The organism is Rhizobium rosettiformans W3, assembly GCF_004912135.1.
Lineage (GTDB): Bacteria > Pseudomonadota > Alphaproteobacteria > Rhizobiales > Rhizobiaceae > Allorhizobium > Allorhizobium rosettiformans.
On record NZ_STGU01000003.1, the window covers coordinates 143,283 to 156,644 of the forward strand.

The following is a 13,362-nucleotide window of genomic DNA, read 5'->3' on the forward strand; positions in this document are numbered from 1 at the left end:
GGGCCCCTGATGTTCCATCGGGGAACCCGATCTTCCCGGCTCACTCTTCCGTCGGGACAAGGATCTCTCGTTTGCCGGCATGATTGGCCGGGCCGATGATGCCTTCCTTCTCCATGCGTTCGATCAGCGAGGCTGCCCGGTTATAGCCGATGCCTAGTCGGCGCTGGACATAGGAGGTCGATGCCTTGCCATCTCGAAGCACGATCGCGACGGCCTGATCGTAGGGATCGTCCGACTCGCCGAGATTGCCGGTTCCGATCGGACCGCCGCCGTCCTCGCCATCTTCATCGTCGTCGATGGTGATGGCTTCCAGATATTGCGGCGAGCCTTGCGTCTTCAGATAGGCGACGATCTCCTCGACCTCGTGGTCGGAGACGAAGGGACCGTGGACACGCTGGATGCGGCCGCCGCCGGCCATGTAGAGCATGTCGCCCATGCCGAGCAGCTGTTCTGCGCCCTGCTCGCCCAGGATCGTGCGGCTGTCGATCTTCGAGGTCACCTGGAAAGAGATACGGGTCGGGAAGTTGGCCTTGATCGTGCCGGTGATGACGTCGACCGAGGGGCGCTGGGTGGCCATGATGACATGGATACCGGCGGCACGCGCCATCTGGGCGAGACGCTGCACTGCACCTTCGATGTCCTTGCCGGCGACCATCATCAGGTCGGCCATTTCGTCGATGATCACGACGATATAGGGCAGGGGCTGCAGGTCGAATTCTTCCGTCTCATAGATCGCTTCGCCCGTCTGGCGATCGAAGCCGGTCTGGACGGTGCGGGTCAGCACCTCGCCCTTCTCCAGCGCCTGGGCGACACGCGTGTTGAAGCCATCGATGTTTCGGACACCGATCTTCGACATCTTCTTGTAGCGCTCTTCCATCTCGCGGACGGTCCATTTGAGCGCCACGACCGCCTTCTTCGGATCCGTCACGACCGGCGAGAGCAGGTGCGGGATGCCGTCATAGACGGAGAGTTCCAGCATCTTCGGGTCGATCATGATCAGGCGGCACTGTTCCGGCGTCATCTTGTAGAGGAGCGACAGGATCATGGTGTTGATCGCAACCGACTTACCCGAACCGGTCGTACCGGCCACGAGCAGGTGGGGCATCTTGGCGAGGTCTGCGATCACGGGTTCGCCGCCGATCGTCTTGCCGAGTGCCATGGCGAGCTTCGCCTTGTTACCATCGAAGTCGCGGCTGCCGATCAGCTCGCGCAGATAAACGGTTTCGCGCGTCTGGTTCGGCAGTTCGATGCCGATCGCATTGCGGCCCGGGACCACGGCGACGCGGGCGGCGATCGCGCTCATCGAGCGGGCGATATCGTCGGCGAGGCCGATCACGCGGGACGACTTGATGCCCGGCGCCGGTTCGAGTTCGTAAAGGGTGACAACAGGGCCCGGGCGGACATGGATGATCTCGCCCTTGACGCCGAAGTCGTCCAACACGCCTTCAAGCAAGCGCGCATTGTGCTCGAGCGCTTCGGCCGAGAGGCTGGCGTCGCGCGTCACGGCGCGCGGCTCGGCGAGAAGATGCACCGAGGGCAGCTGGAAACCGTCAGGACGCAGAAGCGAGCCCTGGGCGTCACGATCGACGCGCGGACCGGGCTTCGGGCGGGCGGCAGGTGCGGCAACGCGTGGCGAGGCTGCAGCACCCCGTGCGACGAGCCGCGCATTGTCATCCGGCAGGATGCCCGCCGGACGCGGCATGTCGTCGAGATCGAAGTCATCGTCTTCGTCATCGAAATGGCCGGCCGACATCGGCGGCGGCGAGACGATAGACCGAGCCGCGGGACGGGCGGGGGCGCCATCCAGCGACGGCTCGACGCGCGCGTTGAGCGGCGGTGCCTTCGCACGGGTCGGTTCGTTCAGGGTGCCAAATTCGTCGTCGTTGAAGTCGTAGGGCTGATCGAAATCACGGTCGCGGCGCTCGTTCGTCTTCAGGCCGAAGAGGCGTCTCACCCGGGCGCGGGCGGTGTACCAGTTGTGGGTGACGGCACCCATCATCAGGGCAATCGGTCCCTCGGGCTCGTCCTCCTCGTCCTCGTCTTCGAAGACGGGTTCCTTTGCCTTGCGGCGCGCGACGGGTGCCACCGGCTCATCGTCTTCCGGGCGCTCGATCGGTTTGCCGACAATGCCCGAGGCAAAGAGCATCAACCAAGTGGCGGGGATTGCCAGGATGCTGCCCAGGGCCATCGCGAAGGTCGAGGTGGGATAGGCGCCGATGAAGAGGGCCGGAAAGCGCAGGATGAGGTCGCCCAGCACGCCGCCAGTGCCGCTCGGCAAGGGCCATGTGGTCGGCGGCGGGAAGCAGCCGACGGCCGCAGCGGCGACCAGAGCACCGGCAAGCCACGCGCCGATCCTGGCCGGGATGCGGTTCAGCTGACGGCCACCGATGAGCGCGAAGGACCAGGCCAGCACGGGCAGAAGCGCCAGCAGGCTGCCGAGGCCGAAGAACTGCATCATCAGATCGGCGAAGACGGCGCCCGGCAGGCCCAGGATATTGGTCGGCGGATTGTCGGTGGCATAGGAGAGGCTGGGATCGGACACGTTCCAGGTCGCCAGCGCTGCGACCGCGAGCACCAGCAGCAGGAAGAGGGCGAAGCCGGCCAGCGCGAAGACCTGCCGAAACAAGAACGCTGACAACGCGGAGCGGTTGGAATGCTCCGGAAGTGCTGCGGAATGGCTTCTGCTCATGGGGTAACTGTCCGTCCTGTTGCCGGGAATGCCTTCGGACGCCCGACTATAGCCGGGATCGCCATCCAGAACCCTACAGGAGGGAGGGTTAATGGTGCATTAACCATGCAGTCCTCTGGTGTGGCAGGCAAATGCACAACAGAAAACGCCCGGGCGATGAGACCCGGGCGCTGCCGCATTTCTGATGAGAGACCCTGGATGGTCTCAGCTGTGGTAGGCAGCTTCGCCGTGCGAGGCGAGGTCGAGACCTTCGCGTTCGGCTTCGACCGGTACGCGCAGACCGACGATGAGATCGACCAGCTTGTAGAGGATGATCGAGCCGATGCCGCACCACAGGAGCGTGACGACGACAGCGTAGATCTGCGTCATGACCTGGCCGCCCATGGTCACGCCTTCGGCATAGCCGATGCCGCCCAGCGAAGCGGAGGCGAAGACGCCGGTGGCGATGGCGCCGAAGAGGCCGCCCACACCGTGTACGCCGAAGACGTCTGCGGTGTCGTCATAGCCGAACTTGTTCTTCACGACGGCGACGAAGAAGTAGCAGAGCGGCGAGACGAGCAGACCCATGACGATCGCGCCCATCGGACCGGCAATGCCGGCAGCCGGGGTGATGGCAACGAGGCCGGAGATCATGCCCGAAGCAGCACCGAGCATCGAAGCCTTGCCGCGGGTGAAGGTTTCAACCAGGCACCAGGAGACGACGGCGGCTGCGGTCGCGATGAAGGTGTTGACGGTGGCGAGCATGGCGCCGCCCGAAGCTTCGAGGTTCGAGCCGGCGTTGAAGCCGAACCAGCCGACCCAGAGCATGGCTGCACCGACGAGCGTCAGCGTCATCGAATGCGGAGCCATCATGTCCTTGCCGTAGCCGGTACGCTTGCCGAGCATGATCGCGCCGATCAGACCGGCAACGCCGGCATTGATGTGAACGACCGTGCCGCCAGCGAAGTCGAGTGCGCCCCAGCCGAAGATCAGGCCGTTGGCGTCCCAGACCATATGGGCAACCGGGAAGTAAACGAAGGTGACCCAGAGGATGCAGAACAGCACCGCTGCCGAGAACTTGATGCGCTCGGCAAAGGCGCCGACGATCAGGGCAGGGGTGATGGCCGCGAAGGTCATCTGGAAGAGCATGAAGATGTATTCCGGAATGACGGCGTCAGAGAAGGTGGCCGCCGTGCTTTCCGGCGTCACGCCGGAAAGGAAGAGTTTGGCAAAACCGCCGAAATACGCGCTTTCCGAGCCGCCGAAGGCGAAGGAGTAGCCGTAGATCACCCAGATCAGCATGATGGCCGAACCGATGACCGTGCACTGCATCAGGACGGACAGCATGTTCTTGGCGCGGACGAGACCGCCATAGAAGAGTGCGAGGCCCGGGATAAGCATGAAGAGCACGAGGATGGTGCAAAGGAACATGAAGGCGGTGTCGCCCTTGTTCGGAACCGGCGCTGCGGCGACGGCTTCGGCTGCAGCCGGTGCAGCTTCCTGCGCGAAGGCGACAACCGGCGCCAGCATGGCTGCAGACGCGGCGCCAAGGCGCATGAGGTTGGAATTCAACTTGGCAAGTGACATCAGTAACAACTCCCCTTACAGCCGTTCTTACAGCGCTTCGGTATTGGTTTCGCCGGTGCGGATGCGCACGGCCTGATCGATCGAGTAGACAAAGATCTTCCCGTCGCCGATCTGACCGGTCTTGGCAGCAGAAGCGATGGCTTCAACGGCCTTGTCGGCAAGTTCGGACGAGACAGCGATCTCGATCTTCAGTTTCGGCAGAAAGCTGACGGCGTATTCGGTGCCGCGGTAGATTTCGGTGTGCCCCTTCTGGCGGCCATAGCCCTTGACCTCGGTAACGGTCAGGCCCTGGATGCCCACAGCCGTCAAGGCCTCGCGTACCTCGTCCAGCTTGAACGGCTTGATGATAGCCATCACAATCTTCATCTGGTTTCCCATCCTTTGCTTGTCCTCGGCTCGGAGCCGACTCTCCTTGCCGCCGGCTGGATCATTCGCGCAGCGACTAAGGAGTGACATTCAAAAGGCGTGCCAGATTCAGATTTCGATATAAGTTATTGAAATATAAAGGCTCTATGGAGAGAAGCTAATAAACGGGCAATTGAATGCGCAATGTGCGCATAAAAAATAGGCATAAAATGATATTTGATGCCGTTTTAGTCATTTGCCCGTTTGCGGATCAGCCCCTCCTGGGCGACCGAGGCGACCAGCCTGCCGTCGCGGGTGAAGATGCTGCCACGGGTCATTCCGCGGGCGCCGGCAGCGCTTGGGCTGTCCTGGGTGTAGAGCAGCCAGTCGTCCAGCCGGCAGGGTCGGTGAAACCACATGGCATGGTCGAGGCTCGCCACCTGCAGTTCGGGATCGAAGATCGAGGTACCATGCGCATAGAGCGAGGTGTCGAGCAGCGTCATGTCCGAGAGATAGGCGAGGATGGCGGCCTGATAGTGCCGGTCATCCGGAACCAGACCTGAGGCCTTCACCCAGATATGGGCCTCTGGTTCCAGCTTCTCGCGCGAGAGATAATGGGTGAGCGATGTCGGACGGATCTCGATCGGTCGCTCGCGCCCCCAGTATTTCTTCACCGTATCCGGTGCCTGCGCCAGGAAGGCCGCGCGAAACTCCGCCTCTCCCATCAGCGTTTCCGGGGCTGGCACGTTCGGAATGGAGATATGATGATCGAAGCCTGGCTCTTCCACCTGGAACGAGGCAGACATGGAAAAGATCGCCTTGCCGTGCTGAACGGCAACCACGCGTCGCGTGGTGAAGGACGAGCCATCCCGGATGCGCTCGACCTGATAGACGATCGGAATGGAAGGATCGCCGGGCCGCATGAAATAGGCGTGCAGCGAATGCACGATGCGGTCAGGATCGACGCAGCGCTGTGCCGCCATCAGGGCCTGCGCAATGACAAGGCCGCCAAAGACCCGTTGCCAGCCGTTTTGCGGGCTGCTGCCGCGAAACAGGTTTTCCTCCAGCTTTTCCAGATCGAGACGCTCGATCAGATCCTGCATGGGTTTGGTCTGGCCAGATGGCTGCGACATAATGCATTGCTCCGCTTATAGGCACCCGTTCAAGGCTGATCTATATAGGTGTCATCAGGTCTACAAGAACAAAGGAATGTGCCATGCTGGATGTGCTCGTCGTCGGCGGTGGCTATGTGGGGCTCTCCGCAGCCGTTGCGATCATGCAGGCCGCGCCGCATCTGGCGATCGAGGTCATCGAAGCGGCGCCCGAAGAGGCCTGGAAGAAGGATCCGCGCGCGTCTGCGATCATCGCGGCTGCAACGAAAATGCTCGATGTGTTCGGCCTCTGGGATCGGATCGAGCCGGACGCGCAGCCGATCACGCGCATGATCGTCACCGATTCGAAGACATCGGATCCCGTGCGCCCCGTTTTCCTGACCTTCGATGGCGCTGTCGAAGATGGCCGGCCGTTTGCGCATATGATCCCGAATGTCAGCATGGTCGCCGCGCTGCGCGATGCCTGTGCCGAGCGCGGCATCACCATCCATCATGGGCTGCGCGCCACCGGCTTTCGCGATACCGGCCCCAGCGCGGAACTCACTTTGTCGGATGGTCGGGTCATGGCCTCGCGTCTCGTCGTCGCCTGCGACGGCGTGCGCTCCAAGCTTCGTGATCTCGCCGGCATCAAGACCGTCACCTGGCAGTATGGCCAATCCGGCATCGTCACCACGGTGGAGCACGAGCGGCCGCATGAGGGTGTCGCGGAAGAACATTTTCTCCCCGCCGGTCCGTTTGCGATCCTGCCGCTCAAGGGCAACCGCTCCTCGCTCGTCTGGACGGAGCGCACCGAAGATGCCGATCGCCTCGTCGCATCCGACGATCTGCTCTTCGAGGCGGAGCTCGAACGGCGCTTCGGGCACAAGCTGGGCACGATCCGGGCGACGCCCGACCGTCGTGCCTTCCCGCTCGGGCTAACGCTCGCGCGTGCCTTCATCGCGCCGCGGCTGGCGCTTGCCGGTGATGCAGCCCATGGCATCCACCCGATTTCGGGCCAGGGTCTCAATCTCGGTTTCAAGGACGTGGCCGCACTCGCCGAGACCGTTGTCGAGGCGGATCGCCTGGGCCTCGATATCGGCTCCGTCAATGTGCTCGAGCGCTACCAGATCTGGCGCCGTTTCGACACCTTCCGCATGGGGGTCACGACGGATGTGCTGAACCGGCTGTTCTCGAACGATGTCACGCCGATCCGGGTGTTGCGCGATTTCGGGCTCGGCGTGGTCGATCGCATTCCGGGGCTGAAAAACTACTTCATCCGCGAGGCCGCCGGGTCGTCCGGGCAGAACCGTCCGCGCTTGCTCGGCGGACAGAGCATCTGATGGTCGGGTGAAACCAGGACGCTATCGCGTCCTGGGCCGGCTTCAGACCGGCATTTCCAGCTTGCGCGCCTCGGAGACCAGCATGATCGGGATGCCGTCCCGGATCGGATAGGCAAGACGCGCCTTCTCCGAGATCAGTTCGCCTTTCTCGCGATCCCATTTCAGAATGCCCTGCGTCAGCGGGCAGACGAGGAGCTCGAGCATTTTCGGGTCGACAAGGCTGGTCGGGTTGTCGGGCATGGGCTTACTGCAGCATGGTGTCGCCATCGCCGAAGGTGCGGGCGAGCACGATTTCGGTGATGGCAATCAGCGTCTCGGCGCGGGTCTTCAAGTCAGGGGCTTCGAGCAGCGCCTGCTTTTCCGGCGGACCGAAGGGCGACATCATCGACAGCGAATTCACGAGCGTGAGGTTGGATGCCCGCTCGACGCTTTCCCAGTCCGCTTCCAGCTTGTTCGCCTCCAGATAAGCCCGGAAGGCCGCCAAAAGCCCTGCTCGGTCGATCTGGCCGTCGTCTTCGCCGCTTGTGAGGTCCGCCACGAAAGGCGCGATGTGGAAGGTCCGGAAGGGTTTGGAGGTCGAGACCTCGTCCATCAAACGGAAGCGACAGACGCCGGCGAGCGACACGATGTAACGGCCATCGCCGGTTTCGGTGAAGGAGGTGATGCGCCCCAGGCAGCCGACCGGGGCGAGCTGCGGGCGCTCTGGCAGGATATTGGCCTGCACTTCCGTCATGGCCGGCTGGATCATCCCGATCAGCCGGTTGCCGGATATCGCCGCATCGAGCATGGCCAGATAACGCGGCTCAAAAATGTTCAGGGGGAGCTGGCCGCCGGGCAGCAGCAGCACGCCGGAGATGGGGAAGACCGGGACCGTTTCGGGAAGGTCCGCAGCCGTCAAATATCGGGCATTTCCCACTTGCATTGAAGCACATCCTGTCCGGACTTATGCCGGTGTTCATTCTTGCTTCTATCTGGGTCGCCGAACCCAAAACTCAAGGCCCGCGGCGGCTCACGAAAAGAGGATCGAGGACAGCTTGCGGCGCGCCATGATCGTTGCCGGGTCTTTGGGTCCCCAGACCTCGAAGAACTGCAAGAGCTGCTTGCGCGCGCCGTCGTCCTCGAAGGTGCGGTCCCGCTTCATGATCAAAAGCAGGTGCTCTGCCGCCTCTTCACGACGGCCTTCGACATTGCGGATCTTGGCGAGCTTCATCCGGGCTTCGTGATCGTCGGGATTGAGCGACAGCGTGTGTTCAAGCGCCACCGGATCGCCCAGCTTGCGGGCTTCGTCGATCTGGTCAAGGCGCTTGAGAAGGGCCTGCACTTCCGGTGCCTTGGCAAGCTCTTCCGGCATCTGCGTTAGCAGTTCGCGCGCCCGCTGGTGCTGGTTCGCGCCGATCATGCACTCCGCGAGGCCAGCGATCGCCTGCGTGTTGTCGGGGTCCGCCTGCAAGACGGCGGCGTAAAGTTGTGCTGCGCCGTCGATGTCTCCGGCAGCGAGAAGGGTCGAGGCTTCTTCGATGACCGCCGCAATCTCGGCTGCCTGGTCTGCACCGGCCGGACCCGCCACCTTGTCGATGAAGGCTTTCACCTGGCTCTCGGGCAGCGCGCCCATGAAGCCATCGGCCGGACGTCCGTTGACGAAGGCAACGACGGCCGGGATCGACTGGATGCCGAGCTGGCCAGCGACGGACGGGTGGTCGTCGATGTTCATCTTGACCAGCTTGACGCGGCCACCGGCTTCCTTGACCGCCTTTTCGATAACGGGCGTGAGCTGCTTGCAGGGACCGCACCAGGGCGCCCAGAAATCCACGAGCACCGGCTGGTTGCGCGATTCGTCCATGACATCGCGGGCGAAGTTCGCCGTGGTCGTGTCCTTGATCAGATCACCGGCCGCGGCCGGGGCCGAGCCTGCCGGAGCGGCACCAAACTGCGCATTGGCCGTCATGGTCTGATTGCCATAGCCGCCGTAAGGGTTGCCGTAATCGCTCATCGTGCATCTCCCGCCTGTGTCGCAGCCTTTGGAGAGGCTGCCATTCTTGCCGTTAAGATCGTATGTCAGGCCGTGACTTTCAAGACAAGCGGCGTGTGCCCCGTCGCCTCCATGAAGCGGATCAGGTCATCCCGCCCGATCGAGGTCGTCGCGTCGTTCGACAGCGGATGGCAGTTGATGATGTCATGCTCCATCAGATCCTTGTCGAGCACGAAGGTCACGTTCTTGCCGGTGTCGTTGATCGCGCCGAGCGCTGTCACGGAGCCCGGGACGACGCCTAGATATTCCATCAGCTTTTCCGGCTTGCCGAAGGAGACCTTGCTCGCCGCACCGATGATCGTATGCACGGTCTTCAGATCGACGGAGGCATTTTCCTCCACCGTCAGCAGGAAGAAGTTGTCCTTCTTGTCCTTCACGAAGAGGTTCTTGGTGTGCCCGCCGGGAATTTCGTCGCGCAGCGACACCGATTCGGCAACGGTGAAGACCGGCGGATGGGTCTTCGTCTTATGGGCGATCCCGAGTTCGTCGAGAAAGCGGAAGAGATCGTCGGGCGTTTTCGGCGTCGTCATGGGGGCCTCGTTTGAAATGTCCGGGTCTGATGGCGGTCATCTAGCTGCTTTTTCTTCGAGGCATAGGCTTAAGACCGACATCCCGCAATCTTTCTGCCGCCCAAAAAGCCCGGAAAAGCTGAGCTTTCTCAGGCTGTTGTCACGGCGCTACATTTTTTTCGCGATGATCCGTCATTTCCCTGTTGCATTTGAAAATCGGTTAGGCCATATAGCGCCCGTCGCCGCAAGACGGACGGCCCACGATCCAGACACTACCCCAGGATCGCGGTTGATGAGCGGGTGTAGCTCAGGGGTAGAGCACAACCTTGCCAAGGTTGGGGTCGAGCGTTCGAATCGCTTCACCCGCTCCATTCTTCCTCCAGATAGTTTCTAGTTTTGCAGGATTAATGGCGCCTTTGCGCGTCCCTCGTCGCAAAGTTCTGCCGGCCACAGGTCATCCCGCAGCCGGCTCTCTCATCTCTCACGCCTTCGAAAACACGTAATCCGTTTCCTGGCGCAGCACCTCGCCCGGCCGCAGAACCGCGTTCGGGAAGTTCGGATGGTTGATGGCGTCCGGCCAGACCTGGGTTTCCATGCAGAAGCCGGCAAAGGCGCCGTAGCGGCGGAGTTCGAGGCCGGGAACGGCCGGGGCGACCTTGCCGCCGGCATAGAACTGCACGCCGGGCTCCGTCGTCAGGATCTCCATGGTGACGCCCGAATTGACGCTGCGGGCCAGTGCCACGCTGCGCTTGGCGACCCGGCTGCTGGAGAAGCAGAAATTGTGATCGTAGCCAAGCTGTTCACCGTCAACTTCGAGACGGATCGGCCGCATCTCGCGGAAATCGAAGGCGGTGTTTTCGACCGGGCGGATTTCCCCCGTCGGGATCAGGCGGTCGTCGACCGGCGTGTAGTGGTCGGCCGCGATCATCAGGTCATGGCCGAGGATGTCTGCACGACCATCCAGGTTGAAATAGGCGTGGTGGCAGACATTGGCGATGGTCGGCTTGTCCGTCACGGTCTCGTAAAGGGCCGAGAAGGCGCCGCCGTCCTTCAGCGTGAAGGTGGCGCGGGTGCGCGTCGTGCCCGGATAGCCGGCGCGGCCGTCGGGATCGGTCACCTCCATCACGACGTAGTCGGTGCCATGCTCCAGGATCGTCCAGTTCTGCCGACCCATGCCGTCGGAACCGCCATGCAGGTGGCTGACGCCCTTTTCATTCAGTTCGAGCTGGTAGTCGACACCATCCAGTGTGAAGCGACCGTCACCGATGCGGTTGGCGCAGCGTCCCGGCGTCGCGCCGAAATAGGGCGAATGGTCGAGATAGCCTGAGAGATCCTCGAAGCCGAGCACCAGCGGCGCGTCGTGGCCGTCGAGCCTGAGGTCCTGCAGCACCGCGCCGAAGGTGATGATCGAGGCCGTGAGACCGCCACCCTTCAGCACGACCTTCTCGACCGCTTCTCCCGTGGGCATCACGCCGAATATCGTCTTCGTCATCCTGTCGTTTCCTCACCTTGCAACTTGGTCATCAGTCTTTTCTTATCGCGCCAGTTCACGTGCAGCGGCCTCCAGGCCGCCCAGCGTCAACGGATACATCCGGTCGCCGATCAGCCGGCGAATCAGGCCGACGGACATCGTATAGTCCCAGTTCGCCTGCGGAAGCGGGTTGATCCAGAGATGCCGCCGGAAATGGTCGGTCAATCGCGTCAACCAGGCCGCGCCGCTCTCGGTGTTCCAGTGCTCGACCGATCCGCCGGGATGGGTGATCTCATAGGGGCTCATCGCCGCATCGCCGACGAAGATCAGCCGGTAGTCAGAGCCGAAGGTCCTGATGACATCAGCTGTCGGAATGGTATCGGCATGGCGCCGCTGGTTGTCCTTCCAGACGCGCTCATAGGGGCAATTGTGGAAGTAGAAATACTCCATGTGCCGGAATTCGGAGCGGGCCGCTGAAAACAGTTCCTCCACCTCGCGCACATGGTCGTCCATCGAACCGCCGATGTCGAAGAACATCAGCAGCTTCACGGCATTGCGCCGCTCGGGTTGGGTTTTCACATCCAGATAGCCGTGCTCCGCAGTGGAGCGGATCGTGCCGGTGAGGTCCAGTTCCTCCGCCGCACCTTCGCGCACGAAGCGGCGCAGGCGTCTGAGCGCCACTTTGATGTTGCGCGTGCCAAGCTCGACGCGGTCGTCGAGATTGCGAAACTCTCTGCTGTCCCAGACCTTCACCGCGCGTCGATGGCGGCTTTCCTCCTGGCCGATGCGCACACCTTCCGGATTGTAGCCATAGGCGCCGAAGGGCGAGGTGCCGGCCGTGCCGATCCATTTGCTGCCGCCCTGATGGCGCTCCTTCTGTTCGGCGAGGCGTTGTTTCAGCGTTTCCATCAGCTTGTCGAAACCGCCAAGGCTCTCGATCAGCTTCTTGTCCTCGTCCGACAAATGCTTTTCCGCGAGCTTGCGCAGCCAGTCATCGAGGATTGTGCGATGATCGACGCCGTCAGCGGCGCCTTCGCTCAGGATGCCGCCAAAGATCTCGGAAAACACCCGGTCGAAGCGATCGATGAAGCGTTCGTCCTTCACTAGGGTGGTGCGGGCGAGATAGTAGAAGCCCTCCGGATCGAAATCGACGAGCCCCGCCTTCAGGCCTTCGAGCAGCGCCAGATATTCCCGCAAGGTGACGGGAACCTTCTCTTCTTTCAGGCGCAGGAAAAAGGGCAGGAACATCGGAGGAAGACGGCTCGGTTCATCGGCGGCGGCATCCTGTCACAGAGGACGCCGCCTGTCCCGTCAAAATCCGCTGCCGGTTCTCATTGCCCGTCAGCCAGCCAGATCCTTGCCGATCTCGTTCAGATCATAGGGTGTCATCTGGTAGATCTCGTTGATCCAGTTGCCGAACAGCAGATGCGCATGGCCGCGCCAGCGGTTGAGCGGCGTCAGCGTGTCGTCATTGTGCGGGAAATAGTTGTGCGGCAGCTTGATCGGGATCCCCGCCGTCTTGTCGCGGAAATATTCGTCGCCCAGCGAGGTGGAATCGTATTCGACATGGTTGAACATGTAGAGGCGGTTGGCGCGCTTCTCCTGCACCAGGCAGACGCCTATCTCCTCGGATTCGAGCAGGATCTTCAGCTCCGGCACCTTCTCGATGTCTTCGCGGCGGACTTCCGTCCAGCGCGACACCGGCACCTGGAAATCGTCGGAGAAGCCGTTCAGATAGACTGAAGACGGCGCCAGATTGCGGTGACGATAGACGCCGAATGCCTTTTCCTTGAGCGGATGCTTCGGGACCTTGTGGAAGTGGTAGATCGCCGCCATGCCGCCCCAGCAGACATTCATGGTCGAATGCACATTTGTCTCGGTCCAATCCAGGATTTCCTGCAGTTCCGGCCAGTAGGTGACCTCCTCGAAGGGCAGCGTCTCGACCGGCGCCCCGGTGATGATGAAGCCGTCGAACTTGCGCTCCTTCACCTCGTCCCAGGTCTGGTAGAAGGAGAGGAGATGCTCTTCCGGCGTGTTCTTGGCCTTGTGGCCACCGACACGCACCAGCGTCAATTCCACCTGCAGCGGCGAAGCGCCGATCAGCCGGGCAAACTGCACCTCGGTCTTGATCTTGTTGGGCATGAGGTTGAGCAGGCCGATCTGCAGCGGGCGAATGTCCTGGCGAATGGCCACGGTTTCGGTCATGACCCGCACGCCCTCATGCACGAGGGTTTCAAAGGCGGGCAGCGTATCGGGGATCCTGATCGGCATGTGACTCTCAACTTTCCTTGTCACGGCGGCTCCAGACCGCGGAAACAAAAA

12 protein-coding genes and 1 tRNA gene are annotated in these 13,362 nt (G+C 62.2%); 2 read left to right on the forward strand and 11 right to left on the reverse strand.

Annotation, left to right across the window (positions count from 1 at the left end; genetic code table 11):
- Positions 1-40: 40 nt before the first annotated feature.
- The 4 genes from FAA86_RS06785 to tesB form a co-directional block, all read right to left on the reverse strand.
- Complete coding sequence (locus FAA86_RS06785; protein WP_136539232.1) at positions 41-2,689, reverse strand: FtsK/SpoIIIE family DNA translocase; 2,649 nt, start codon at positions 2,687-2,689, stop codon at positions 41-43.
- Between the two features lie 204 nt (positions 2,690-2,893).
- Positions 2,894-4,255 carry an ammonium transporter gene (locus tag FAA86_RS06790; protein WP_113459062.1) on the reverse strand — a complete coding sequence of 454 codons (1,362 nt, stop codon included), beginning with the start codon at positions 4,253-4,255 and terminating at the stop codon, positions 2,894-2,896.
- Between the two features lie 27 nt (positions 4,256-4,282).
- Positions 4,283-4,633: a P-II family nitrogen regulator gene (locus FAA86_RS06795; protein ID WP_162760140.1), complete on the reverse strand. Its 351-nt coding sequence runs from the start codon at positions 4,631-4,633 to the stop codon at positions 4,283-4,285.
- A gap of 215 nt (positions 4,634-4,848) precedes the next feature.
- Entirely contained in the window at positions 4,849-5,733 is an 885-nt protein-coding gene (gene tesB, locus FAA86_RS06800; protein WP_136539234.1) for an acyl-CoA thioesterase II, read from the reverse strand.
- Between the two features lie 53 nt (positions 5,734-5,786).
- On the opposite strand from tesB, the gene FAA86_RS06805 reads away from it, so the two are divergent.
- Positions 5,787-7,031, forward strand: a complete 1,245-nt coding sequence (locus tag FAA86_RS06805; protein ID WP_281281734.1) for a ubiquinone biosynthesis hydroxylase — start codon at positions 5,787-5,789, stop codon at positions 7,029-7,031.
- Positions 7,032-7,073: 42 nt separating this feature from the next.
- Here FAA86_RS06805 and FAA86_RS06810 read toward each other — a convergent pair whose 3' ends face one another.
- From FAA86_RS06810 to FAA86_RS06825, 4 genes are all read right to left on the reverse strand, one after another.
- Positions 7,074-7,271 carry a Trm112 family protein gene (locus tag FAA86_RS06810; protein WP_136539238.1) on the reverse strand — a complete coding sequence of 66 codons (198 nt, stop codon included), beginning with the start codon at positions 7,269-7,271 and terminating at the stop codon, positions 7,074-7,076.
- 4 nt (positions 7,272-7,275) lie between these two features.
- Positions 7,276-7,953, reverse strand: coding sequence for an LON peptidase substrate-binding domain-containing protein (locus tag FAA86_RS06815; protein WP_136539240.1), 678 nt, complete (start codon positions 7,951-7,953; stop codon positions 7,276-7,278).
- Positions 7,954-8,040: 87 nt separating this feature from the next.
- On the reverse strand, positions 8,041-9,021 hold the full coding sequence (gene trxA, locus FAA86_RS06820; RefSeq protein ID WP_136539242.1) for a thioredoxin: 981 nt from the start codon (positions 9,019-9,021) through the stop codon (positions 8,041-8,043).
- Between the two features lie 65 nt (positions 9,022-9,086).
- Positions 9,087-9,590, reverse strand: a complete 504-nt coding sequence (locus tag FAA86_RS06825) for a prolyl-tRNA synthetase associated domain-containing protein (protein WP_136539244.1) — start codon at positions 9,588-9,590, stop codon at positions 9,087-9,089.
- 275 nt (positions 9,591-9,865) lie between these two features.
- On the opposite strand from FAA86_RS06825, the gene FAA86_RS06830 reads away from it, so the two are divergent.
- Positions 9,866-9,940, forward strand: a tRNA-Gly gene (locus FAA86_RS06830).
- Between the two features lie 110 nt (positions 9,941-10,050).
- Here FAA86_RS06830 and FAA86_RS06835 read toward each other — a convergent pair.
- The 3 genes from FAA86_RS06835 to metA form a co-directional block, all read right to left on the reverse strand.
- Positions 10,051-11,061, reverse strand: a complete 1,011-nt coding sequence (locus FAA86_RS06835; protein ID WP_136539246.1) for an aldose epimerase family protein — start codon at positions 11,059-11,061, stop codon at positions 10,051-10,053.
- Positions 11,062-11,103: 42 nt separating this feature from the next.
- Positions 11,104-12,288, reverse strand: coding sequence for a vWA domain-containing protein (locus FAA86_RS06840; RefSeq protein WP_136539247.1), 1,185 nt, complete (start codon positions 12,286-12,288; stop codon positions 11,104-11,106).
- 93 nt (positions 12,289-12,381) lie between these two features.
- Entirely contained in the window at positions 12,382-13,311 is a 930-nt protein-coding gene (gene metA, locus FAA86_RS06845; protein WP_136539249.1) for a homoserine O-acetyltransferase MetA, read from the reverse strand.
- Between the last annotated feature and the right edge of the window lie 51 nt (positions 13,312-13,362).